Origin of the sequence: Acinetobacter sp. YH12144 (assembly GCF_013418345.1) — a bacterium.
Taxonomy (GTDB): Bacteria; Pseudomonadota; Gammaproteobacteria; order Pseudomonadales; family Moraxellaceae; genus Acinetobacter; species Acinetobacter amyesii.
Genome location: NZ_VPCD01000005.1, coordinates 73,182 through 97,288 on the forward strand (window position 1 = coordinate 73,182; position 24,107 = coordinate 97,288).

Below are 24,107 nucleotides of genomic sequence, written 5' to 3' on the forward strand. Positions count from 1 at the left end.
ATGCGTGTTGATGCAAAAGTAGAGGGACCGCGCCAGTCCATGTCTTGGCTGCATACATGGGCTAGCCTAATCTTAGGTTGGTTGCTGTATGCTATTTTCCTGACCTGAACCCTGAGCTTCTTTAAAAATGAAATCAATGTCTGGATGACTCCTGAGCTGCATCAATCTGTTCCAGCCAGTTCACAAGTCCAACAAACTGAAGTCGCACTGAATTATTTACAGCAAAATCATCCGAATGCAGGTGCTTGGAATATTTTGCTGCCGAATACGCGTCAAAATGCCACATTAATTACCGTTCGTGAACAAGGTGAAGACCCTCGCGCACGCCGTGGTGGTAAACAAATCTACATTGATAGTGCTACAGGTGAAGTGCTTGAGCCGCGCGATACGCGTGGTGGTAATTTTCTCTATCGTTTCCATTTCGAACTATATGGCATGCCACGTATGTGGACACGATGGTTTATCGGGATAGCCACACTGTTGATGTTAGTTGCCATCATTAGTGGTGTGATTACTCATAAAAAAATCTTTAAAGATTTCTTTACCTTCCGTTCAGGCAAAGGACAACGTTCTTGGCTCGATGCACATAATGCAACCGCAGTATTTGCGCTTCCCTTCCACATCATGATCACCTTTAGTGGCCTGTTGCTACTGTTATTTACGATCATGCCTTGGGGGATTGAACGTATTTATGAAAACCGGGGACAATTTTTACAAGAACAAAATCGTGCCTTGGTTCAAGAAAATAAACCTGAAGGACGTGAATCTGCTCAAGGACGCGAAGAACGTGGCGAACGCCCACAGCAAGCCCGTGCCAATTCTGCACAAAACCAAGGTGAAAATCGTGCTGAGGGCCGTGGTGAAGGTCGAGGAGATCGTCGCTCTAAACGTGAAGAGCAACCTATCGTTGCTGCGCCGTTGACCAACTTAGCGCCAATCGTGACTGCGGTTCAGGCTGAATGGAAAACCAGTCCGATTAGTACCGTTAGCATCATTGCACCAAATACAGACCAAGCTAAAATTGAGCTACGTGCCTTACATGGTGAAAGTGTCGCGTATCGAAATGTCTATGCAAGCAAACAATTTGATGGCGTAACTGGCAAAGACCTAACTGATGAAAGTGCCAAGTTAAAGCACCCTTCTGTACCGATGGGTATTTACAATGTAGTGACTACGCTGCATGAAGCACGCGGTGTAGATTTAGCACTACGTTGGCTGCTGTTTATTTCAGGGATTGTAGGCACACTGATGGTCGCTACAGGTCTCATTCTGTGGTGTGTAAAACGTGCGCCGCAACAGCAAAAACAAGGCTTTAAATCATTTGGCTACCGCACGGTTGAAGTGACCAATATTGCAGCGATTATTGGTTTGCCGATTGCCTGCGCAGCATTTTTCTATGCCAACCGTTTTATTCCCGCACAGCTTGAAAACCGTTCGGAATTAGAAATTCGTAGTTTCTTTATTGTTTGGCTACTGACGCTCGTTTATGCGATTTTCCGTACGCACCGTCAAGCGTGGCTAGAACTTTTAGCTTTTGCCACAGCAATTTTTGCCTTACTGCCGATTGTAAACTTCATGACTGGTGGTCAACCGCTTTGGAATACCATGGCAAATGGCCAATGGATGATTGCATCCTTTGATCTTGCAATGTGGCTTTTGGCTATCTTGTTTGCCTATTCATTTTACAAAGTGAAAAAGCATAAAGGGCTGCCTGTTAAAAAAGCACGTGGCACAAAGGAGGTAGAAGCATGATGTTCTTTCTCCTGATTTGGGCACTGAGTAGCTTAGGTTTTTTTGCCTTGGCAAGCAGCATGTCTAAGCATCAAAAGCAGTTTTACAGCAAAGAGTTAAGTGTGGGCCAAACACGGTTAGCCACGTTAGTCGGCTGGGCGCTATTGATTATTGCCTTGATAATTTGCCTCTCACTTGGCACGCCGAGCAATAACATCAGTTATTGGTTTGGCGCGCTGACCATTGCGGCTTTATTTGTCGGGCTATGTATTAGTTATATCGCTGAATATTTTTGGAAAATTATCGGTGCATTAGTTGTCGTCTTTGTATTGTCAGCTGTGTTATTGAAATTTTAATTCTTTAGACAACGATCTCTAAACATTCTCTAAACATTGAAAGCCAATCTTCGGATTGGCTTTTTTCATGCCAACCGATTAGGCTATGCCTATTCTGCTCTTTTGGATTACACATGTCTGAACTTTCGATCTCTCCTGCTTTATATAACCGCGCCATGGCAGGAAATAAAGATGCTCAATTTGAACTGGCTGAAATTTATATGCAAAGTGAAAATGATGAGCATGTTGAACTTGCTGAAGAATGGGCACTCAAAGCAGCTCAGTTAGGTCATGTAGAAGCGATGTATTGGCTGGGTGAAGGTTATGCAGTCTATGCCAAAGATATGCTCGAAGAAGATCCTGAAGAATCTAAAACCTATTTTGAGCATGCGCACCGCTGGTTAGAACAAGCGGCGAAGCATGACCATCCTGCTGCAATTTTAGAATTGGCCAATTTTTACCGTCGCGGCGATGTAGTGGAAAAAGATGTCGCTAAATCCATTGAACTGGTTGAACAATCTGCAAAATTAGGTGAAGTTCAGGCCATGCGTGATTTGGCTTTTATTTATGCCAATGGATTAGGCATCGACGCCGATGAAGAAAAAGCAGATTTTTGGAATGAAAAAGCCAATATGGCTGAGCAATAATCCAATTATTTTCTAAAAAATAAAGCCCATCTCATGATGGGCTTTTTTCATTCAACAATATGGCTCAGCTCGCCACATAATCATTTACATCCACAATAATGACTTGTCGGCAAATGCCTTCCGCACCACGCTGCTGTTCAAATACGTCTGCTGGCATGGCATCAAAGCTGTCAAAGAAACTGATCTCTGTCTCATCAATGTCATACACCAAGGAATGATTCCCCACTCCGTCTAGGGTGTCGTAATAGACAATCACAAACTGATTTTGTTCAAAAGCCTGCTGGATTTGTGCATAGCCAATTGCAGGTAATATAGGCAGTTCCAATTGATCCGCTTCTGCATAGCTGCGTTTTTCACTGTCTTGCAGCTCAGGATCATGCTCTGTGTAAAACTTTACTTGGAAGCCAAACTTCTTTAACCCAACGGCTAAACCAATGGTTGTTGTGCCATGGTCAGCTTCATAAGCGCAAACTTCGATGAGTTGCTGAATGTCTGCATCTATACCTAAGTGCTGCAGCAGCATCCACACCGCATAAATGCCCCCGTTGGCTTCTAAATTTGCCAACTCATCAGGTATTTCCATCGACATATATCAAAACTCAAAATTGCTTATGGACGATGATAAACAAATCGCAGCAGTTTTGCCTGCAAGTTTTAATCCAGACCTGATTTCACATGCACAAAAATAATGTCCAAATCTTGTTTGGGCACAAAATTCTTTTCAACCATTTGAAACTGCGTAGCGCTGATTTTCTTCACTTTACCTGCCCAGCAAAAAGAAACCAACTCTCCTGCATCACGCTCGATAGTCAGTTTAAAATCTTGAATAGGCTTTGCCCAATTGGCACCAGTTTTTAAGATATAGCCCAGCGCTTGAAATGGTGCATGCTGTGATTTAGCCTTTCTGAGTCCTGCCTTAAAGTTTTGATCCATACAATAACTTTTATTATATTCATCAGGATATAAAGCCACAGACCCACCCACTAGCGGTGCATATTGATGCTGTACACGTGTGAGCGCATTGGCTTTAAACGTTTGCTTCCAGCTATAAATCACCTGAGATGACCATGAAATTTCTTCACTCAAATCTTTGGGCAATACTTTTTGCAGCGCTGCATTTTTACAGTTTCTAAGCTTTGCCTCAAAAGTTTTATATTCAACATCTTGCCTGCTCCACGGATTCAGCATGTCTTTTTCCGTAAATCCGCATTGCTTAAAACTCTCAGTCATATCAATCGGCGCTGTTTTCTCATCTTTTTGAATAAAAGTGCGTACGTGCATTTCAGGCTGAATCGTTTTTCCATTCACCTGAACTTTAAAACTTTTTAGCAATTTTTCAGTATTGGCAAAATCAGATTCAAAGAAGTTTTCAACTTTTGGCAGCGGAAATAAGACCGTTTCAGTCACATCTTGATTGCTTAAATTTTTGAACTGGTAATCAACCTTAATAATTTTTTTACTAATAAACAGGTCTTCACCGAACATTTGAATATCTTTATTTTTCAGGTACTGCACCCCTCCCGTTGCCACATAGCCTGTTGAATCGTTGGCATATGTTAGTGCTGAAAAACACAAGCATATGAATGCAGTTAATTTTTTCATTATTAGCTTCCAATTTTTTATATTTAAAATTGCACTAGAATATCATCGACCATTTTTCAGGAATATACTCAGAAATTAGCCCTATCCCGATAATTATAAGGGCAATGATGCCAATCAAAATAATAAAACTCACTGCTTTTATGACTACTCTAAGGGTTAAATTTAAGCCTTTCGTATAATTTTCAATAAAGCCTGAAAATTTAAATAAGGATAAAACCCCAATCAAAATTAAAGGCAGAAAAAAAATATCTTGTGGTGAAAAGTCGCCTCGCCTTGCTGAGACAGCTTGTGAAGATACGAGTAAAACTAGGAAAATATTAAATTTTAATATATTCATGATATGTACGTTATTATCTTTTTATTATCAGATTATTCATCTACATATTAACCAATTTTTGATTGGAACTCACTCTATTTCCAAGTACAATACTCCGCTAGTCGAGGGATGCTGCGACTTTCTTATAGGCACTAAATATAAGATCGCTAGGCTCGACGATTCGGTTGGACACTCGTTCCAATCAACAACGGCATCCGCGAACTGAATGATCAATTGTTTTTATTAAGGAGATCGTGATGAACGCGGTTAATGCTTCATTTACAGATTATAAAGTTGCCGATATTTCACTAGCTGACTACGGCCGTAAAGAAATCAAACTTGCAGAAGCAGAAATGCCAGCCCTAATGGGTCTTCGCAAACGCTATGCAGCGGCTAAACCGCTTGCTGGTGCGAAAATCCTTGGCTGTATCCACATGACCATTCAAACTGCAGTTTTAATTGAAACTCTAGTTGAATTGGGCGCAGAAGTACGCTGGACTTCATGCAACATCTTCTCTACTCAAGACCACGCTGCTGCTGCAATCGCTGCTGCAGGTATTCCTGTATTTGCTTGGAAAGGCGAAACTGAAGAAGAATACATGTGGTGTCTTGAACAGCAAATCAATGTGAACGGTACACCTTGGGATGCCAACATGATTCTGGACGATGGCGGTGACTTAACTGCACTTGTTCACGAAAAATACCCAGAAGTGATTGCAAAAATCCACGGTATTACAGAAGAAACCACTACAGGTGTTCAACGTCTTTACGAAATGCACCGCGACGGTACTTTAAAAGTTCCAGCGATTAACGTAAATGACTCTGTCACTAAGTCTAAAAACGACAACAAATACGGCTGCCGTCACTCACTTAACGATGCAATCAAACGTGGTACAGATATGCTTTTATCTGGTCGTCGTGCGCTTGTAATCGGTTATGGTGACGTAGGTAAAGGTTCTGCTCAATCACTTCGTCAAGAAGGCATGATTGTACGTGTCACTGAAGTTGACCCTATCTGTGCAATGCAAGCATGCATGGACGGTTTCGAAGTTGTTGCTCCGTATAAAAATGGCATTCAAACGGGTAAGAAAGAAGACATCAACCTTGATCTTCTTCAAAATACTGACTTGATCGTAACAACAACTGGTAACTACCACGTATGTGACGCTGCAATGCTTGATTCATTAAAAGCTGGCGCTGTAGTTTGTAACATCGGTCATTTCGATACTGAAATCGACACAAATTACTTACGTGGTTACAAGTGGGTTGAAGTGAAGCCACAAGTTCACCAAGTGTATCGTACAGAAAATGAAAACGATTACTTAATCCTTCTTTCTGAAGGCCGTTTGGTGAACCTTGGTAATGCAACCGGTCACCCTTCACGTATTATGGATGGTTCTTTTGCCAACCAAGTGTTGGGTCAAATGCACCTATTCGCTGAAAAATTTGCTGATCTTCCTGAAGATCAAAAACAAGCTGCAATCCGCGTAGAACTTATTCCTAAGAAATTAGACGAAGAAGTTGCTGCTGCAATGGTTGCTGGTTTCGGCGGCGTATTAACGACTTTGACTCAAGAACAAGCGGATTACCTCGGTGTTCAAGTTGAAGGCCCGTTCAAAGCTGAGGCTTATAAATACTAAGTTTTATAAATACCTCTCCCTAACCCTCTCCTGAGCGTGCTTCAAGCACTGCTTTGAAGCTCAGCGCAAGAGAGGGAACTCTTCATTGTGAAAGCAAATTTGATGTTAACTCCAAATCACTATTACTTTCATAATGGAAGTCCCTTCTCCCTCTGGGAGAAGGTTAGGATGAGGGGATTTTTTTAAATAAAAGTATTTATAAAAAAGGATTTGAACATGTCAAAACAGATTCCTATTTCCTTTGAGTTTTTCCCGACCAAAACTGATGCGGGCGCGGAAAAACTTAAAGTTGTACACCAAGAACTACAATTATTAAATCCTGAATTTTTCTCTGTAACATACGGTGCAGGCGGTTCTACCCGTGAACGTACTTTGTCTACATTGAACGACTTCAACGGTAAAGGCACACCGGTTGCCCCTCACCTGTCTTGTATTGGTGACAGCAAAGCACGTATTGCTGAATTGCTGGATTTATATAAATCACAAGGTATTGACCGTATTGTTGCGCTGCGCGGCGACTTGCCGTCTGGTCAAGTGGGCTTAGGCGAATTGCCTTATGCAACGGACTTGGTACGTTTCATTCGTGAGCACACTGGTGATCATTTCAAAATTGAAGTTGCAGCATACCCAGAAATGCACCCGCAAGCAGACAGCTTTGATCTCGACATCAAACGTTTCTGCGATAAAGCCAATGCAGGCGCTAATGCAGCACTCACACAATTCTTCTTTAATCCAGATGCCTATTTCTACTTTGTAGAGCGCATTCAAAAAGAAGGCGTGAACATTCCTGTCGCTCCAGGCATTATGCCGATTACCAATGCAAGCAATTTAATTCGTTTTGCTGATGGTACAGGTGCAGAAATTCCTCGCTGGATTCGCAAACAGCTTGCGACTTATGGCGACGACACAGCGTCAATCAAAGCCTTTGGTCATGAAGTGATTGTGAAACTTTGCGAACGCCTGATTGCTGGTGGTGCGCCAAGCCTGCACTTCTACACCATGAATACCACTGACCCTACACGTCAACTTGTGAAAGACCTCGGTCTTGCATAAGACATTTCGACCTTTTTGAGAGTAAAACTTTAATGCCACGTTTTTATATTGAAGCTGATTTAACTGTTGATACGACTGTTGAATTAACGGAAACAGTGTTTCATCACTGGGTAAAAGTTTTACGTGCTCAAGTAGGCGAAACAGCCACTTTGTTCAATGGGCAAGGTGGCGAATACCATGTTGAATTGGTTGAAGTCGCTAAAAAGTCAGCTGCCGTCCAAGTTTTGCAATTCAATCCAAGCAATCGCACACCATATTTTACAGCGCTCTTGGGTCAAGTGATGAGCAAAGGCGACCGCATGGATTATGCGATTCAAAAAGCGGTGGAACTCGGTGTTTCTGAAATTCAACTACTCACTTCAGAACGTTGTGAAATGCGTTTGAAGTACGATCGTGATCAAAAGAAACTCGACCATTGGCAAGGCATTGCTATTGCAGCTTGCGAACAGTGTGGTCTCAACATTGTCCCTAAAGTACTTGCGCCACTTTCCCTTGAAAAATGGTTGGAAAGTGATCTGCCGACAACCAAGTTGGTACTCGCACCCAATAAAGATGAAGTTGATGTATTAGCTGATGCTGACCCGTACTTTGCCTTACTGATTGGCCCTGAAGGTGGCTTGAGCGAAGCCGAGATCAGCGCCGCAAATGAGAAAGGTTTTGTGAACTGGTGTATCGGTGAACGTGTCCTTCGCACAGAAACTGCACCTGTAGTTGCACTTTCAATTTTAAATTATAAATTTATTTAATTTTTACTCGATAGTTCATCTGAAAGCATCAATGATGGCATCCTTGATATTGCTTTTTATTTGTAACGCAATTACCCTAGAGTCAATAAAAACAAATGATTTGTTACTAAGAATAAACAAATACTCTCAGGAACAATACAAATACAACGATCTAAATTTGGTTAAGGCAGGGTTTTTATATTCATGACGTATAAACAAGATGAATATATCAAGCAGTACAATCATACTGCTCAAATTGCGAACACGATTCGCCATAGCCGCTATTTTTTAGTCAGTATCCTGATTATTTGCTTATATATTTTTTCGATATATCAAATTTTTTATAAATCACCATCTTTGTATTTCAATATTTGGTTTATTTTTACCGAAGTTTTTGTCAGTTTATGCTGGCTGATCAGCACCGTTTATTTTAAACCTGAACAATATTCACTGATGATTGCGCATCGTTGGCTACAATTTCAGTGTTTTTCTGTCGGCACACTGATTGCGAGCGGTATTTTTTTAATTTTTTATTATTTACCTGCGACCAATCAAAGCTTTGAACCAATTCAAGCCCTGACACTCTCTGCCCTACTCTTGATCGTGACGCAAACCTTTGGTTTGACCTATTTGACGCAAAAACTTAATTATTTCTGTTTAGCCTTTATCCCGTCTATCGTGCCCTATCTGATTGCACAGTTCTTTTTCTTAGATGGTTCAAATCACTTATTTAGCCTGAGTATTAATTTTGGGCTCATTGTGATTCTAATGTGCGCCATGACGTCATATCGCATTCATCGTCGTGTATCGACTTTACATGCTAAAAATAACCTACTGGTCGATAGTGCCAAGCAACAAGTCAAATGGACTGATGAACTGTGTCAGCAGCTCCAAGATGAAGTCAACAAATCACGAGACATCGAATTACAGCTACAACTGGGTAACCAAATCCTTGAACAGAAAGTTAAAGAGCGGACCTTCGACATTGAGCAAATGAACAAGGATTTAGAAAACCAACAAGCCAATTTAGTCCTTGCGCATGAAATCGCCGGTTTACGTCCTTGGGATTGGAACATCAAAGACCGTAAAATCGTTGTCACCAACTATAAGCAAGAAAAAACCCTTAGACATTCGAAAGAGCATCAGCAACAGTTACAACATGTGATCCATCCTGATGATATCCCACATTTTAAATCAGCGATGATTCAACATCTTCGTGGATTTAAAGACCGTTATGAGGCCACCTATCGGATTCAAAACAGTCAAGGAAAATGGAGTTGGGTACATGATATTGGGCGAGTCATTCAACGCGATCCAGATAACCGCAAGCCCTTGCGCATGGTCGGTATTCGTCGTGATATCCATCAAGAACGGACGTCTCAAGAACGTTTAAAACTTGCAGCCAGCGTACTCGAACAAGCTGCTGAAGGGATTTTCATTTTAAATGAAGAGCTGTGCTATATCGAAGTCAATCCGTTTTACGAACAATTAACCGGCTTTAACTACGACCAAATTATTGGCAAACATCTATTTGATATCACAGCAAATTACAAATCAATTCAACGCAGTATGCACTACTCGATCATTAAACAAGTGCTGAAAATTGGTGAATATGATGGTGAGTTGCACGAAAAATTTCTTTCAGGTAAAGAACTGACGCTATGGATGCATATTAATGCGATTACTGATGATCAAAACCGCGTTACCCATTATATCGGGATTGTCTCAGACCTGACCGAACGTAAATTGCAAGAACAACGTTTATCTTATTTAGAAAATTATGACACCTTAACGGATTTGCCGAACCGTTTTTATTACAACTATCAACTGCATCAATATTTAGTTTCACAGCAAGATTCGATTAAACAGTTGGCCGTCATTCGTTTAAACATCGACCGTTTCCGTCCATTAAATGAATATCTCAGCAACAATGGTGGTGACGAACTGTTACGCCAAGTCGCACAGCGTTTACGTCTAACCAATGCCGAAGCATTATTTGTTGCGCATTTAAATGGCGATGATTTTGCGATTGTGTATGAAATTTCACATATCCGCCCTTCTGTGCAAGAGCATTGTGAACGCATCAATAAAGCCTTTAGCATTCCATTTAATATTTTTGGCCAAGAACATGTCATCACTTTATCGATGGGCGTCGCGTTCTATCCTGAGCATGGCCGTCAGCTAGATTATCTAAATAACTGTGCAGAACAAGCGCTGAGCGAAGCTAAAAATTTGGGAGGCAATACTACACGTTATTATTCCAATGAAAATACCGCATTATTAGAGCAAGGGATCTTCTTGGAACGCGACTTGCGTAAAGCCATTCAAAATAATGAGCTGGTGGTGTATTACCAACCGAAGATCAATTTCCGTGATAAAAATATTTACGGTTTTGAAGCCTTGGTGCGCTGGAATCATCCTGAAAAAGGCTTAATACCACCGGGCTTATTTATTCCTTTAGCAGAACAAACCAGTTTAATTTCCGATATCGGGCGTTTTGTCCTGCAAAAAACCGCGCAGCAAATTCGCTTTTGGAATAATTTGGGTTATCAAAATATTTGTGTATCCGTCAATATTGTTGCACAGCAACTGCGCCGTGGACAATTATTAAATGATTTAGATGAAGCGATAGATGCCAATCAAATTGATGGTGCCAGTCTGGAACTGGAAATTACAGAATCTTCTTTGGTCGAAAATCTAGATTCAGTACGTGAACTATTAAACGAAATAAAAAAACGTAAAATCAATATTTCACTTGATGATTTTGGCACTGGCTACTCATCTCTATCCTATCTGGCTGATTTTCCAATTGATATTTTAAAAATAGATCGCAGTTTTATCTCTAAAATTGGTGAAAATAAACAATTGGCCATCGTTAGTGCCATGATTGCCATGGGTAAAGCGATGGGCATGACGGTAGTCGCTGAAGGGATTGAAACTGAACAGCAGTTACAGTATCTACAAGACTTAGAATGTGACATTGCTCAAGGCTATTTTTTCTCTAAGCCACTGCCACAAGAAGAGGCAACCGTGTTCCTTGAAAATAATATCTCTTCGCCTGCTTATACTTACTTAATATAAGTCACTATGCCTGAGCTATAAGATTGTCTGAAAAAGACGCGACTTCGACTGTCCCAACTGTGCAACTAATGTTATATTCAAGCGGATAAAGCAAGCATTGCAGCTTTATATTGGATAAACAAAACACAATCGAGATACAGATGGACGATCAATCTTTAAAACAGCAGGCTTTGTATTATCACGAATTTCCAACTCCGGGGAAAATCAGCGTTACACCAAGCAAACAATTGGTCAACCAACACGATTTAGCCCTCGCATACTCGCCAGGTGTCGCGGCACCTTGTTTAGAAATTGAACGCGACCCATCTACTGCTGCACTTTACACAGCGCGCGGTAATCTTGTTGCTGTAGTCAGTAACGGTACAGCCGTACTGGGCTTAGGTAACATTGGTCCTTTAGCGTCAAAACCTGTTATGGAAGGTAAAGGCGTTCTATTCAAAAAATTCGCTGGTGTTGATGTTTTTGACATTGAAATTGCTGAAAACGATCCAGACAAAATCGTAGATATCGTTGCAGCATTGGAACCAACTTTCGGTGGTATCAACCTTGAAGACATCAAGGCCCCAGAGTGTTTCTACATCGAGCAAAAACTTCGTGAACGCATGAATATTCCTGTGTTCCATGATGACCAACACGGTACATCAATCATTGTGGGTTCTGCATTACTGAATGCACTTCAACTCAATGGCAAAAAAATTGAAGAAATCAAAATTGTCGCTTCTGGCGCAGGTGCTGCTGCCCTTTCATGTTTGAACTTACTTTGCGCACTTGGCGTGAAAAAAGAAAACATCGTTGTGGCAGATTCACGCGGTTTATTGACGACTAAACGTGAAGGCTTGGATGAGTCGAAAAAGGCATACGTTCAAGACATCGAAGGCTCTCAGCTTGCTGATGTAATGGAAGGTGCGGACATGTTCCTCGGTCTTTCAGCAGCAGGTATTTTGACCAAAGAAATGGTTAAAGTCATGGCGAAAGATCCGATCATCTTTGCCCTTGCTAACCCTGACCCTGAAATTCTTCCTGAACATGCACATGAAGCACGTCCAGACGTGATTATGGCAACTGGTCGTTCAGACTATCCAAACCAAGTGAACAATGCGCTTTGCTTCCCTTATATCTTCCGTGGCGCACTAGATGTTGGTGCAACTACGATTAATGAAGAGATGAAGATTGCTTGTGTACATGCGATTGCTCGCATGGCGCATGTCGAAGCTGATGCTGCATCGTATGGTGAAAAATCTGCTTCATTTGGTCGTGATTACCTGATTCCGCGCCCATTAGATCAACGTTTGATTCTTGAAATTGCACCTGCAATTGCACAAGCAGCGATGGATTCTGGTGTTGCAACTCGTCCGATTCAAGACTTCTCTGCATATCGTCAACGTTTATCTGAATTCGTCTACAACTCTGCGTTTATGATGAAACCAATTTTTGCGCAAGCGAAAACTGATCCGAAACGCATTGCATATGCTGAAGGTGAAGATTTGCGTGTACTTCGCGCGGTGCAAATTGCTGTTGATGAAGGTTTAGCAAAACCAATTCTTGTCGGTCGTCCTGCAGTCATTGAAGCAAACATCAAAAAATTAGGTCTACGTCTTGAAGACGGCGTGAACATCACTATCGTCGATCAAGAGAAAAACCCTGATTACGATAAGTTTGCTGACGATTACTACAGCATCATGCAACGTAAAGGTGTAACACCTGAATACGCTCAGCGTGAAGCACGTCGTCGCTCTACCCTGATCGCTGCAATGCTGGTTCGTCATGGTGTGGCTGACGGTATGCTATGTGGTACTTATTCTAGCTACGACATTCACTTAGACTTCGTCAGCAATGTGATTGGTCTAAAAGAAGGCCGCAATAATTTCTTCACGCTGAATGCATTGATGCTTGAAGACCGTAACTTGTTTATTGCCGATACTTACATTAACCGTAATCCAACAGCTGAACAGCTTGCTGAAATGACTATTTTAGCGGCTGAAGAAGTACGCCGTTTTGGTATTACGCCGCGTGTAGCATTGCTTTCTCACTCAAGTTTCGGTTCTGACCAAAATGATCCTAGCGCACAAAAAATGCGTAAGGTTTATGATATTTTGTCAGAAATTGCACCTGAACTTGAAGTTGAAGGTGAAATGCATGGTGATGCCGCACTGGATGAAAATATTCGTCATTTCGCATACCCGAACTCACGTTTTAAAGGTTCTGCGAACTTGCTGATTATGCCTAATCTAGATGCAGCGAACATTTCGTTCAACTTGTTGAAATCAACTTCAGGTAGTAACGTGACAATTGGCCCAATTCTTTTGGGTGCTGCAAAACCTGTTCATATATTAACGCCAACAGCGACAACTCGCCGTTTAGTGAATATGACTGCATTAACAGTTGCAGAGATTCAAGAAAACGAAAAACTAGCACTCTAATTTAGTTGACCTGAACACACTTTGTGACTTGAGAAAACCTCTGTTCTGTAGCATGATTGCTCTAAGAATAGAGGTTTTTTCATGCAAGTTTATTTAGTAGGCGGTGCAGTTCGAGATCACTTGCTCGGGCACCCCTATCACGAAAAAGATTATGTCGTTGTCGGTGCAACGCCGGAACAATTACTTGCTCAAGGTTATCAACCTGTGGGTAAAGATTTCCCTGTTTTTCTTCATCCAGAGACCAAAGACGAATATGCCTTAGCCCGTACAGAACGTAAGTCTGGACATGGGTATCATGGCTTTGAATTTTATACCGACGTCAATGTCACACTCGAACAAGATCTCATTCGACGTGACCTCACGATCAATGCGATTGCCATGGATGATGCTGGCCAAATTTATGATCCCTACCATGGTCAACAAGATTTAGAGCGACGCATCCTTCGCCATGTGTCTGATGCCTTCGTCGAAGATCCTTTGCGAGTTCTGCGGATTGCACGTTTTGCAGCACGTTATAAAGCTTTAGGTTTTAAAGTGGCTGAAGAAACACTTGCGCTGATGCAAGAGCTTGCCAAATCTGGCGAGCTTGAAGCCCTCACACCTGAACGCGTATGGAAGGAAACATCCCGTGCATTAATGGAAGACCATGCAGATGAATATTTTGAAGTCTTAAGAGCCTGTGGCGCTTTAAAAGTCTTATTCCCTGAAATTGATGCGTTATACGGTATTCCACAGCGTCCTGAATATCATCCTGAAATAGACTGTGGTATTCATACCATGATGTCATTGCAGCAAGCCTGTCGTGCCAATTATTCTTTGGATGTTCGTTTTGCTGTACTGGTACACGACTTGGGCAAAGCACTCACTCCAGTAGATGAGTTACCACGCCATATCATGCATGAAGAACGTGGGGTAAAACCGGTTACCGAAGTCTGTGACCGTATGCGTGTACCCACCAATACCAAGCAATTGGCCATTTCAGTATGTAAAGAGCATTTAAAATGCCATCAAGCCTTGAGTTTAAAACCGGGGACATTATGGCGTCTGTTACAACGTATGGATGTACTACGCCGTCCTGAACGCGTAGAGGCCTTTGTACAAGCCTGTGAATGTGATTCACGTGGTCGCTTAGGTTTAGAGGATCGTGCCTATCCGCAAGCTCAATACGTTTTAGATGCCATGCAGGTGGTTCGTAATATTAAGGCTGCCGATCTTCCACCTGATGTATCAGGGCCGGATATTGGTGAAATGCTGATTGAACGACGTATCCAAGCCATTGCAGAACTAAAAACCAGTCAATATGCAGTTGAAGCATAATTAGAGCACCTTCGGGTGCTTTTTTAATTTACCTTTTCTATATTTTCCTTTTCTATATTTTTAAAACTTTAACTTTTGCAATATTTCACCTTGCCCTTTCAGATATAGATAAGCTTTGAAAAATATCTGCATTCACATCAAGGCTCATTCATCTATGCTCTAAGGAAAACAAACCATCGAGCTGACAATATGCATCCCCAAATTCGTCCACTACACCTCCCAAAAGATCTCCTCGACATTCATCAACTCACACTCCAATTGGGTTATGAAATACCACCAGAGCGACTCCAACAGCATTGGCAGTTGATTCATTTGGATAAGCATTATCAAACCTTGGTGATGATGGCTGATGACCGCGTCATTGGTTATGCAGGTTTTATCCAACAATACAGTTGGGAGTTTGAGGAAGGATTTATTCGGATTCAGGCTTTTGTCATTGATGCCAGTTATCGCGGTCAAGGTTTAGGGCGACGCTTCATGCAAGCCATTGAGCAAAGCGCTCGGCGACAAGGTCTAAAACGTATTTTACTCAACAGTGGTAATCGTCCTGAACGCTATGCCGCACATGCTTTTTATCAAAATTTAGGGTTTGAAGCCTATAGTTTGGGTTTTACTAAACATTTAAATTGATCGGCCAATTTTACCATCAGCCGATCAAGACATTTTTTAAGAAATATCAGCTGGGAAACTAATGACTTTTTCAAGTTTTAACTGATTCGTTGCCACCATTAGCAATCGATCAATGCCTAAGGCTATACCTGCACACTCACTCATATACGGTAATGCAGCAAGCAAATATTCATCAATCGGCATCACATGCAAGCCAAGTTTAGCGCGCTCTGCATTATCCGCCTCAAAACGACGGCGTAAAACGTCTGCATCAATCAGTTCATCATAAGCATTTGCTAACTCTAAACCTTCGATATATAGCTCAAATCGTGCTGCAACCAATTCACCATCTTCGTCCACACGGGTTTTCGCCAAAGAAGCCATTTCCGGTGGAAAATCTGTAAGGAACACTGGCGTATCAAAACCGAGGCTCGGCTCAACATAATGCGAGAACAATAAATCGATATAGCCTAAACGGTCTTCACCCAGATCTAAGCTTAGTCCCACACGACGACAGCAATCTTTCAGATCTTGTAAAGAAGCTTGTAACGGGTTCAAATCCAAACGATCCATAAAGGCATGCTTATAGCTCAAAATAGTTGGACGAACTTCACCAAAGCGCTGTTTCAAAGTTTCATTCAATAAGTCCGTCACTTCAAACATCAAGTCTTTTAAGCTAAAACCCGGACGGTACCATTCCAACATGGTGAATTCACTGTTGTGTTTACGTCCATGTTCATCATCACGGAAAACTTTACAGATTTGGTAAATAGATCCACTGCCACTTGCCAACAGACGTTTCATGGCAAATTCAGGTGAAGTTTGCAAATAATGCGTTTGCTTTTGACCATTCACATGGCGCTGAGCCTGTACCGATGCTAAATGCACATCGGTGACACCCGCTTGAGAAAGCACAGGTGTTTCCACTTCTAGTACATCACGTGCCGCAAAAAACTGGCGAATTTGAGCATACATCGTGGCACGTGCACGAAGTGCAGTGAGTTCACAACTCGGTTGAAAGTTCATTTGACTCATGCTGCTGGGCCTCCATGTGCAGCCCATTCACGGCGTAAAGGATAGGTTTTACGTAAATAATCAAAGGCTTTTTGATCCACCTTACCGTCTTTTAGGCAAGCACGTAAGTTGGCATCATCACGAGCGATATCATAAATATCTTTTAAGTAACGCTGTAATACCGTCTTAAAGTCAGCACCCGTAAAATATTGTTCACAGACAGGCAACTGGCTTTCAAAAGCCTTATTTATCGGTTGATTGAAAGTTTGACAGAATGCTTCATAGATCATCTGTGTGCCACGCGCTTTACCTTCCAAGCTATAGCCGGCAATATGCGGTGTCACCAGGTAAATTAAATCTAACAACGCTGCTGAAATCTCTGGCTCATGTTCAAAAACGTCTAAGACCACTTTACGCTGAGTCTGTTGAATATCGGCAATTAAGGCAGCTTCTTCGACCACTGGCCCACGCGCGGAATTAATCAATATCGCAGTTGGCTTCATAGTAGAAAGTGCAGCAGCGTTGATTAAATGATAGGTAGGATGTTCACCCTCTTTAGTCAGTGGGACATGGGCACTAATCGCATCTGCATTTTTTAACAGTTCTGCAAATTCAACTTGTTTCACCTGATCAGATTGCACAAATGGATCATAGCCAATGACATTCCAACCGAATAATTCTGCCATGACGGCCAAACGTGAACCAACATTACCTAAACCAACGATGCCCAAGGTAAATTGTTCATTTGCATTCAACAATTCAGGTTTAACGTAAAGCAATGCCGTAATCACATATTCTGCAACCGCTTGTGCATTACAACCTGCGGCATTTGACCAAGCAATCCCCTGCTTTTCTAAAGCAGTAATCTCTAAATGATCTGTTCCAATCGTAGCACTACCGACAAATTTGAGTGCGGTCTGTTGAATTAAGTCTGCATTTACCTGAGTCACCGATCGCACCAATAATGCATCGGCTTCTTTGACATCTTCATGGGTCAGTGTTCGACCTGCTGCTTGCTTTATTTCACCAAATTCGGCAAAAAAATACTCAGTAAATGCCAGATTTTCATCTGCAACGATTTTCATAGTTCATCTCATAGTTCCACTATAAACATGATAACGCGTTGCCCAAGCCATGACTATTCCTCTGCACATAAGGCACAGTGCCTTCAATCTACAATCTTGATGATTGAAAATTATATTAGCGACAATAATCTGACCGCTGATCTTCAATTAAAGACAAGGCCGCCTGCCAAGCCGCTTGAATAATGGGCTCGGCCATCGGATTTTCAAACTGCTGCAACGTATGTTCACAAACCTTCGGACTTGGATAATGCAATGTAGCACTCGACAATGCTTTTACTTGAATTTGACAAGCTCGTTCTAAAAAGTAAATTTCATGAAATACCCGTGCCACACTATCCCCAGTCGCAAGCAAACCGTGATTGCGTAAAATCATGCAGCGATAATCACCCATATCCTGCACCAACCTTTCACGCTCTTCAGTTGAAAAGGCTATGCCCTCATATTCATGATAAGCAATGTTCTGATAGAACTTTAACGCATGTTGCGAAATTGGCAATAAACCATGTTCCTGCGCAGAAACTGCCACGCCATCGGCAGTATGCGTATGAATCACGCAATTAATATTTGTACGTGCATGATGTAAGGCAGAATGAATCACAAAACCTGCGACATTCACCATCTTCCCCGCATCATAGGTTTCAACAATTTTACCTTCATGATCAATTTTGACCAAATCCGAAGCCGTCATTTTGTCAAAGGTCACACCATAGCGATTAATCAGAAAATGCTCAGGTTCATGACTTAAACGCTGGCTGATATGGGTATCAATTAAGTCGGTCATTTTATAATAAGCCACCAAGCGATACAGTGCCGCCAATTGACAACGCGCTTGCCATTCCAGTTCATGAATAAGCTCTGATTTTTGCATGGGTGAATTCCTTTTCCAAATCGATTGATCTTGTTTTCTGTTTATTGTGAATAATTAATAGCATGTCATATCCATGCTGTATATCAGCTTCGCCTGTAGAAAAAAACTATTCAAAAAATTTAGGCAATAAAAAAACCCCAATGTAAAACATTGGGGTTTTTTGAATATGGCGGAAGCGGTGAGATTCGAACTCACGGAGGACTCACACCCTCGTCGGTTTTCAAGACCGGTGCATTAAACCGCTCTGCCACGCTTCCATGGCCGCTATCATATAAATAAAAATTCAGATTGGCAAATTATTTTGCCTTATTTTGAACACTTGGCGAATCGTTCAGACAAAATTTAGGCGATTGTAAAATTTTGGCTTCGAGCTGAAAAATAGATGCTCAATCAATATGTATTGAATTGAGATCAAGGCAAATTGCATTGCCTAAATTTACGCACATAAAAAAACCCTGATGTTAAAAACATCAGGGTTTTTGAATTTGGCGGAAGCGGTGAGATTCGAACTCACGGAGGACTCGCGCCCTCGTCGGTTTTCAAGACCGGTGCATTAAACCGCTCTGCCACGCTTCCATGGCCGCCATCATATAAATAAATTTCAGCAATGGCAAATTATTTTGTAAAAAACACGTCCAATTGAACAAAATAAGAGCAGTTTGTTATTTTTCAGTACTTTCGCCCATTTCATAACGAATTGAATTGATATACCAACATTTTTTTCCCAGTGGGGTCAGGACTTCGACCTCATCATCCACTTGCTTGGACAGGAGTGCTCGAGCCATAGGTGAATCAATTGAGATATGCTGTGGATGATGATCATAAATTTCATCTACCCCCACGATCCTTAACGTTTTTTGTTCGCCTTCATCATTTTCAATATCGACCCACGCCCCAAAATAGACTTTCCCTTTTTGTTCGGGTGAATAATCGATAATACGAAGCTCTTCCAAACGTTTTCCCAAATAGCGTACACGTCGGTCAATTTTGCGTAACAATTGCTTATTATATTGATAATCCGCGTTTTCCGAACGGTCGCCAAGACTGGCCGCCCAGTTCACTTTTTTGGTAATTTCAGGTCGTTCTTCATGCCATAAATGTTGAAGTTCAGCGACCAATAAATCGTGTCCACCACGGGTAATTAAGTTAGATTTCATGATGATTTTTCGGCCTTGAGCAAGCGCTGATTTTTACAAAACATGCCTATTTTATCCTCCATTTCTACACAGGCAAAGTATATAAAATTTATTCGTAAACAAAATCAATTATTTATGTTACATATTTTAATATTTTTTCGTACAAAATTTGACAAGTATTTTTTTGCTTATTATTATGCGCACATCTTTTAGGCTTGTTTAATTTTTATCCAGTGTAGATTTTCTACACATTTCCCGAAAACCCCTAGTCATTTTTGAATGACGTCATGACTGCCCAACCCTTATTGAATTTATCAAACTTGAAAAAGTCTGAGGCGTGTTTGCCTTTGCTTTTTAGGGCATAAATTACTTGTAGCGGAGACAACATGCACAGTAGTTCAACTTCTGGGTCGAGGCTTTGCCTTAACTCTTTTAACTCTCTCCCATTTAAAGCGCTTGCACTTAGTACTGTCTTAATTCCTTTTCACAGTATTAATGCCAGCAAAACAGCTCATCAATATGATGCTGTCGTCAACAGTAATAAACTCACTGTTGTTGCCGTTGCCAATCCTGACATTGTTTTTCAGGATGGTAAACATCGACATGGTTTTGGTTACGACCTTGCACGTAACTATGCAGAAAGTTTAAATGTCCAATTAGATTTTAAAACAGTGAATGACAATGCCACTGCTTTAAAAATGGTTGCCAAAGGTCAAGCCAATTTTGCGATGACCACTGCCGAAATGAGTACCATTGAAGCCAAGCATTTGACGTCATTTTCAGCCAGTTGTGGTGATACCGTTTCTTTGAAAAAGAATGGTTTAAACAGCAACTTAAACTGGGTATTTAAAAATGCAGACGATCCACTCAGCCAAACCGCGAGTGGCTTTATTTGCCGTGCCAAACAAAATGGCGCAATTGGACAGTTGGCATCATTCTACAACCGTAATGTGGTCAAACAAGATTCTTGGAATGTGATTCAACGTGATTTAAGTAAACGTATGCCGATCTATAAGGCAAGTTTTAAAAACACGGCCAAGCAATACGACCTAGACTGGCATTTATTGGCAGCAATTGGTTATCAAGAGTCTTACCTCAAACCTGACTCGGTATCCCCAACGGGTGTTCGTGGCATTATGATGCTGACCAACAGTACAGCAAAAGCCATGGGTGTGAGCAACCGTACAGATGCGACTCAAAGCATTCAAGGTGGTGCAAAGTACTATGACCAAATGTTAAACCGTTATAGTAACATTCCGTACCCTGATCGTAATTGGTATGCCTTAGTGGCTTATAACATGGGTCCTGGTGCTGTAAGTCAGATTCAAAAGCGCATCCAATCTCAGGGTAAAAACCCAAATAAGTGGGTGAATTTATATGCTTATCTAGACCGTAACAAGGCCAGCAATGGTCGTTATCGTCAAGCTGTGCAATATGTCACGCGTATTCGTGCGTATTTGGAACATATTAAAACCACACCACAACTGGTGAATATCTAATATGCGTCCACCTAACATTTACATGTGAGCGCACAAAAAAAAGCTTACCTTCGGGTAAGCTTTTTTCGTTTTAGACTTAAGCAGTTTGCTCAAGTACTTTTTTGAACAAATCTTTTTGCTCAGCACTTGGTTTTGCTGTTTGCAATGCCATCAATTGTGACATATCACCTTGTACTTTTATTTTGCCCGTCATAAACGCTTGCATCGCTGCAGCCATATCAAACTCAAGGAATACTTTACGTAAAGTTTCAGCATCCATGTTCAAAGTTGTTTTCGCGTTTGAAGATAAACCTTTTTTAATTGCACCACCGTCTAATGACAATTCAGTATTGCCTGCAGCGTCAGCAACCACAAGGTTAATTGCAAGATTAGCCAATGCAGGTGGTAAGTTTAAATCACCAGCTTGAGCTGTCAGAGTTTCTACAGTTGAAAACCAATCATCAGTTAAAAAAGCAGGCATGATCTTTCCTCAATTTATTTTGTTCGTGTGTGTTGCCGTTCCGGACAACATCAGTACAAGCATATTTTGCTTGAGGTTTGTTATAGCATGATCATTTGTGAAAAGGCTAAAGTTTTTTGTACGCACCGTTCAATATTTAACTGTTTAATAACAAAATGAGAAAAATCATAAGCATAAAAAAGGCATTCCGTAGAATGCCTTTTGCATGATAAGGTTTTCGGCTTAATCTGCCATAAACCCTAAGTTCACCATATTAATGCGTTTGCTTTCTGAATCACCTTCTTCAGTTGAACAACTTTCGCTATTTTTAAAGTCAAATTCGCGTTGTTCATCTAGGGCTTCAAAGTCGAATAACTCACGGTCAGCCAGTTGTGAAGGCGATACATTTTGCAATGCGCCAAAAATACTGTGTAAACGTTTTGGAAATTCTTTATCCCAAGTACGCAGCATGTCATTTAACATTGCACGTTGTAAGTTTTCCTGTGAACCACACAAGTTACATGGGATAATTGGGAACTTACGCATTTCTGCATACTTGATGATGTCTTTTTCTTCCACATAAGCCAGTGGACGAATCAAAATGTTCTTTTTATCAGAAGACAATAATTTCGGTGGCATGGCTTTTAAGCTACCGCCATGGAACAAGTTCAAGAAGAACGTCGCCAAAATATCATCACGATGATGACCTAAAGCCACTTTCGTCGCCCCAATTTCTTGAGCAAAGCCGTATAACGAACCACGACGTAAACGTGAGCACACTGCACAATACGTTTTACCTTCTGGGGTTAAACGTTTAGTAATGCTGTAGGTATCTTTTTCTAAGATGTAGTACGGAATTTTGTTTTCTTCTAAATAACGTGGCAATACGTCTTCAGGGAAACCCGGTTGTTTTTGGTCAAGGTTGACCGCAACCACATCAAAATTAATCGGTGCAATACGCTTAAACTGCAACAAAATGTCGAGCAAGGTATAACTGTCTTTACCGCCTGAAATACAGACCATCACCTTGTCGCCCTCTTCGATCATTTTAAAATCACGAATGGCATGACCGACCTGACGGCGTAGCTTTTTCAATAAACGATAATACGCAGAGCTAGTTGGTAGTTCTGGTTTGAAATTAAATCCTTGTTCGGACTCAACTGGCGAGAACATAGACGAGTTAAACCTAAAAAAAAATACCGCGCAATTTTATCCGATTCGCAGACTTCTCGCATCAAAAGAATGTAATTTCCGAAAAAACTAAAAATACTGTCATGATCACGTCATCCTCAGCGCATTATTTTATACGGTCGAGTTCATTTTTTAGGCGAAACGCTTATCTTTTGGACTTTTCCACAGTTGTCCACAAAAGCTGTGGATAACTTTGTGGATTTTAAATGACTTGACAAGGTGAGCTGCCCTTATTTTAAGGCTTCTATTTAAATTGATCATTTTTTGATCAATTTATTATCCCTTACTTATCAATGCTTTAGATGTGTCAAGTTATGCTCATTAAAAAAAATAAATATTTTTTTTGATTATTGAATCATCAAAATGACTTGATTTTTACAAAGTAAAGAAGAAATCAGCCCTCGAAGCCTTTTCATCTGATTTTTTTTTGATAAACTCTATTTTAACTGTTTGGGGACAGAATTTTTTTCTTCACAATAAAATGAAAAACAATACTTGGACTTTGGGGCTGTTATTAAGTGGAAGTGTGGCTATCAGTTTAGCTGCACCGAGCATTTTTGCCGGCCAAACGATCTATCAATTACGTGAAAGTAACGGCACAACGCTACTAACCAATAAACAAGGCCGCTATAGCAATCTGAAAGTCGAGAAAAAAACCTACTATCCGGACAGTAATATCCATATTTATAGTAACTGGGGCTCAAATGAAGCGTCTGTGTTGCCAAGCTATAGCCGTAATAAAAATGCCTTTGACAATATTATTAAACAAGCCGCGGCCCAACATGGTGTTTCCGAAGGTCTGATCAAAGCGGTGATGCATACCGAATCTGGTTTTAACACCAATGCACGCTCACCAGTCGGTGCGCAAGGTTTAATGCAACTCATGCCTGCCACAGCACGTCGCTTCAATGTATCGAATGCCTACGATCCACATCAGAACATTATGGCTGGTGCGCGCTATTTATCTTGGCTACTGAAACGTTTTAATGGCAACACCTCACTTGCCTTAGCTGGTTATAACGCAGGTGAAGGCAATGTCGCAAAATATGGTGGCATCCCACCTTTTCGTGAAACTCAAGACTATGTCCGCCGTGTCACTAGCCGCTACAGCAACCTATATGCTGGTAGTTTAAGTGTCTCGGGTTCGAGCAGTTCAAATAGCACTTCTAATAGTGGTCGGATTATTGCCAGTTCGGACAATTACCATGCCGCTGCCCCTGCTGTTGCCAAGTCACCGGCACGTCAAATTATTCAAACGGACAATGGTAGTTTTACCGATGCACCTTCAGGTTCATTTGCGACAGCAAATGCTTCTGCCTCAGCGCGCATTTATCTCAATGAATAAAATCACTGATTTTGTAAAATTGCATCTGTTTTACTAATTTTTCCTTGAAATTTT

The 24,107-nt window shown here is 41.2% G+C and carries 20 protein-coding genes, 2 tRNA genes and 1 pseudogene; 12 read left to right on the forward strand and 11 right to left on the reverse strand.

The features are described 5' to 3' along the window. The 3 genes and pseudogenes from FTU79_RS04960 to FTU79_RS04970 all read left to right on the forward strand — a co-directional run bounded on the left by FTU79_RS04960 (position 1) and on the right by FTU79_RS04970 (position 2,713). Positions 1–1,752, forward strand: a pseudogene (locus FTU79_RS04960) (PepSY-associated TM helix domain-containing protein). Then, the gene (locus FTU79_RS04965; protein ID WP_180009992.1) at positions 1,749–2,087 is read left to right on the forward strand and encodes a DUF3325 domain-containing protein; all 339 of its coding nucleotides are present in this window, start codon (positions 1,749–1,751) and stop codon (positions 2,085–2,087) included. The pseudogene FTU79_RS04960 and the gene FTU79_RS04965 overlap by 4 nt, the downstream one beginning before the upstream one ends. A 113-nt stretch (positions 2,088–2,200) precedes the next feature. Continuing rightward, on the forward strand, positions 2,201–2,713 hold the full coding sequence (locus tag FTU79_RS04970; RefSeq protein ID WP_180008352.1) for a tetratricopeptide repeat protein: 513 nt from the start codon (positions 2,201–2,203) through the stop codon (positions 2,711–2,713). A 64-nt stretch (positions 2,714–2,777) separates the two neighbouring features. Here FTU79_RS04970 and FTU79_RS04975 read toward each other — a convergent pair whose 3' ends face one another. The 3 genes from FTU79_RS04975 to FTU79_RS04985 form a co-directional block, all read right to left on the reverse strand. After that, complete coding sequence (locus FTU79_RS04975; protein ID WP_180049060.1) at positions 2,778–3,302, reverse strand: cysteine peptidase family C39 domain-containing protein; 525 nt, start codon at positions 3,300–3,302, stop codon at positions 2,778–2,780. A 65-nt stretch (positions 3,303–3,367) separates the two neighbouring features. Then, on the reverse strand, positions 3,368–4,315 hold the full coding sequence (locus FTU79_RS04980) for a DUF4424 family protein (protein ID WP_180049062.1): 948 nt from the start codon (positions 4,313–4,315) through the stop codon (positions 3,368–3,370). A gap of 34 nt (positions 4,316–4,349) precedes the next feature. Further along, positions 4,350–4,652 (reverse strand): hypothetical protein, encoded by a 303-nt coding sequence (locus FTU79_RS04985; RefSeq protein ID WP_111883908.1) that lies wholly within the window; start codon positions 4,650–4,652, stop codon positions 4,350–4,352. 236 nt (positions 4,653–4,888) lie between these two features. On the opposite strand from FTU79_RS04985, the gene ahcY reads away from it, so the two are divergent. From ahcY to FTU79_RS05020, 7 genes are all read left to right on the forward strand, one after another. Then, positions 4,889–6,271: an adenosylhomocysteinase gene (gene ahcY / locus FTU79_RS04990; RefSeq protein ID WP_180039608.1), complete on the forward strand. Its 1,383-nt coding sequence runs from the start codon at positions 4,889–4,891 to the stop codon at positions 6,269–6,271. 216 nt (positions 6,272–6,487) lie between these two features. Continuing rightward, positions 6,488–7,324: a methylenetetrahydrofolate reductase [NAD(P)H] gene (gene metF, locus FTU79_RS04995; protein WP_180008362.1), complete on the forward strand. Its 837-nt coding sequence runs from the start codon at positions 6,488–6,490 to the stop codon at positions 7,322–7,324. Positions 7,325–7,356: 32 nt separating this feature from the next. Further along, complete coding sequence (locus FTU79_RS05000; protein WP_180049064.1) at positions 7,357–8,070, forward strand: 16S rRNA (uracil(1498)-N(3))-methyltransferase; 714 nt, start codon at positions 7,357–7,359, stop codon at positions 8,068–8,070. A gap of 183 nt (positions 8,071–8,253) precedes the next feature. Continuing rightward, positions 8,254–11,130, forward strand: coding sequence for an EAL domain-containing protein (locus FTU79_RS05005; protein WP_180008366.1), 2,877 nt, complete (start codon positions 8,254–8,256; stop codon positions 11,128–11,130). A 140-nt stretch (positions 11,131–11,270) separates the two neighbouring features. Then, the gene (locus FTU79_RS05010; protein ID WP_078192090.1) at positions 11,271–13,550 is read left to right on the forward strand and encodes an NADP-dependent malic enzyme; all 2,280 of its coding nucleotides are present in this window, start codon (positions 11,271–11,273) and stop codon (positions 13,548–13,550) included. Between the two features lie 81 nt (positions 13,551–13,631). Beyond that, on the forward strand, positions 13,632–14,867 hold the full coding sequence (locus FTU79_RS05015; protein WP_180020723.1) for a multifunctional CCA addition/repair protein: 1,236 nt from the start codon (positions 13,632–13,634) through the stop codon (positions 14,865–14,867). A gap of 189 nt (positions 14,868–15,056) precedes the next feature. After that, complete coding sequence (locus FTU79_RS05020; RefSeq protein ID WP_180049066.1) at positions 15,057–15,497, forward strand: GNAT family N-acetyltransferase; 441 nt, start codon at positions 15,057–15,059, stop codon at positions 15,495–15,497. A 36-nt stretch (positions 15,498–15,533) separates the two neighbouring features. Here the strand turns inward: FTU79_RS05020 and epmA are convergent, their stop codons facing one another. The 6 genes from epmA to greB all read right to left on the reverse strand — a co-directional run bounded on the left by epmA (position 15,534) and on the right by greB (position 19,600). Continuing rightward, the gene (gene epmA / locus FTU79_RS05025) at positions 15,534–16,502 is read right to left on the reverse strand and encodes an EF-P lysine aminoacylase EpmA (protein ID WP_373683566.1); all 969 of its coding nucleotides are present in this window, start codon (positions 16,500–16,502) and stop codon (positions 15,534–15,536) included. A 5-nt stretch (positions 16,503–16,507) separates the two neighbouring features. Next, positions 16,508–17,575 (reverse strand): 4-phosphoerythronate dehydrogenase, encoded by a 1,068-nt coding sequence (locus tag FTU79_RS05030; RefSeq protein WP_180049068.1) that lies wholly within the window; start codon positions 17,573–17,575, stop codon positions 16,508–16,510. Positions 17,576–17,690: 115 nt separating this feature from the next. After that, the gene (locus FTU79_RS05035) at positions 17,691–18,443 is read right to left on the reverse strand and encodes a class II aldolase/adducin family protein (RefSeq protein WP_180049070.1); all 753 of its coding nucleotides are present in this window, start codon (positions 18,441–18,443) and stop codon (positions 17,691–17,693) included. A gap of 167 nt (positions 18,444–18,610) precedes the next feature. Then, a tRNA-Ser gene (locus tag FTU79_RS05040) sits at positions 18,611–18,700 on the reverse strand. 229 nt (positions 18,701–18,929) lie between these two features. Beyond that, positions 18,930–19,019, reverse strand: a tRNA-Ser gene (locus tag FTU79_RS05045). 86 nt (positions 19,020–19,105) lie between these two features. Beyond that, complete coding sequence (gene greB / locus FTU79_RS05050) at positions 19,106–19,600, reverse strand: transcription elongation factor GreB (RefSeq protein WP_180003371.1); 495 nt, start codon at positions 19,598–19,600, stop codon at positions 19,106–19,108. 365 nt (positions 19,601–19,965) lie between these two features. Here greB and FTU79_RS05055 point away from each other — a divergent pair, with 365 nt between their 5' ends. Continuing rightward, positions 19,966–21,078: a transglycosylase SLT domain-containing protein gene (locus FTU79_RS05055; protein WP_180008382.1), complete on the forward strand. Its 1,113-nt coding sequence runs from the start codon at positions 19,966–19,968 to the stop codon at positions 21,076–21,078. Between the two features lie 76 nt (positions 21,079–21,154). Here FTU79_RS05055 and FTU79_RS05060 read toward each other — a convergent pair whose 3' ends face one another. Both FTU79_RS05060 and ttcA read right to left on the reverse strand, forming a co-directional pair. Next, the gene (locus tag FTU79_RS05060; RefSeq protein ID WP_180008384.1) at positions 21,155–21,538 is read right to left on the reverse strand and encodes an SCP2 sterol-binding domain-containing protein; all 384 of its coding nucleotides are present in this window, start codon (positions 21,536–21,538) and stop codon (positions 21,155–21,157) included. Positions 21,539–21,760: 222 nt separating this feature from the next. Further along, positions 21,761–22,690, reverse strand: a complete 930-nt coding sequence (ttcA, locus tag FTU79_RS05065; protein WP_180049072.1) for a tRNA 2-thiocytidine(32) synthetase TtcA — start codon at positions 22,688–22,690, stop codon at positions 21,761–21,763. Positions 22,691–23,189: 499 nt separating this feature from the next. Here ttcA and FTU79_RS05070 point away from each other — a divergent pair, with 499 nt between their 5' ends. Then, the gene (locus tag FTU79_RS05070; protein ID WP_180049074.1) at positions 23,190–24,053 is read left to right on the forward strand and encodes a lytic transglycosylase domain-containing protein; all 864 of its coding nucleotides are present in this window, start codon (positions 23,190–23,192) and stop codon (positions 24,051–24,053) included. The last annotated feature ends 54 nt before the right edge of the window (positions 24,054–24,107 follow it).

Bases quoted from the DNA above. Each gene is read 5' to 3' on its own strand.
- FTU79_RS04965 (WP_180009992.1), top strand. From the start codon at position 1,749: ATGATGTTCTTTCTCCTGATTTGGGCACTGAGTAGCTTAGGTTTTTTT.
- FTU79_RS04970 (WP_180008352.1), top strand. From the start codon at position 2,201: ATGTCTGAACTTTCGATCTCTCCTGCTTTATATAACCGCGCCATGGCA.
- FTU79_RS04975 (WP_180049060.1), bottom strand. From the start codon at position 3,302: ATGTCGATGGAAATACCTGATGAGTTGGCAAATTTAGAAGCCAACGGG.
- FTU79_RS04980 (WP_180049062.1), bottom strand. From the start codon at position 4,315: ATGAAAAAATTAACTGCATTCATATGCTTGTGTTTTTCAGCACTAACA.
- FTU79_RS04985 (WP_111883908.1), bottom strand. From the start codon at position 4,652: ATGAATATATTAAAATTTAATATTTTCCTAGTTTTACTCGTATCTTCA.
- ahcY (WP_180039608.1), top strand. From the start codon at position 4,889: ATGAACGCGGTTAATGCTTCATTTACAGATTATAAAGTTGCCGATATT.
- metF (WP_180008362.1), top strand. From the start codon at position 6,488: ATGTCAAAACAGATTCCTATTTCCTTTGAGTTTTTCCCGACCAAAACT.
- FTU79_RS05000 (WP_180049064.1), top strand. From the start codon at position 7,357: ATGCCACGTTTTTATATTGAAGCTGATTTAACTGTTGATACGACTGTT.
- FTU79_RS05005 (WP_180008366.1), top strand. From the start codon at position 8,254: ATGACGTATAAACAAGATGAATATATCAAGCAGTACAATCATACTGCT.
- FTU79_RS05010 (WP_078192090.1), top strand. From the start codon at position 11,271: ATGGACGATCAATCTTTAAAACAGCAGGCTTTGTATTATCACGAATTT.
- FTU79_RS05015 (WP_180020723.1), top strand. From the start codon at position 13,632: ATGCAAGTTTATTTAGTAGGCGGTGCAGTTCGAGATCACTTGCTCGGG.
- FTU79_RS05020 (WP_180049066.1), top strand. From the start codon at position 15,057: ATGCATCCCCAAATTCGTCCACTACACCTCCCAAAAGATCTCCTCGAC.
- epmA (WP_373683566.1), bottom strand. From the start codon at position 16,502: ATGAACTTTCAACCGAGTTGTGAACTCACTGCACTTCGTGCACGTGCC.
- FTU79_RS05030 (WP_180049068.1), bottom strand. From the start codon at position 17,575: ATGAAAATCGTTGCAGATGAAAATCTGGCATTTACTGAGTATTTTTTT.
- FTU79_RS05035 (WP_180049070.1), bottom strand. From the start codon at position 18,443: ATGCAAAAATCAGAGCTTATTCATGAACTGGAATGGCAAGCGCGTTGT.
- greB (WP_180003371.1), bottom strand. From the start codon at position 19,600: ATGAAATCTAACTTAATTACCCGTGGTGGACACGATTTATTGGTCGCT.
- FTU79_RS05055 (WP_180008382.1), top strand. From the start codon at position 19,966: ATGCACAGTAGTTCAACTTCTGGGTCGAGGCTTTGCCTTAACTCTTTT.
- FTU79_RS05060 (WP_180008384.1), bottom strand. From the start codon at position 21,538: ATGCCTGCTTTTTTAACTGATGATTGGTTTTCAACTGTAGAAACTCTG.
- ttcA (WP_180049072.1), bottom strand. From the start codon at position 22,690: ATGTTCTCGCCAGTTGAGTCCGAACAAGGATTTAATTTCAAACCAGAA.
- FTU79_RS05070 (WP_180049074.1), top strand. From the start codon at position 23,190: ATGAAAAACAATACTTGGACTTTGGGGCTGTTATTAAGTGGAAGTGTG.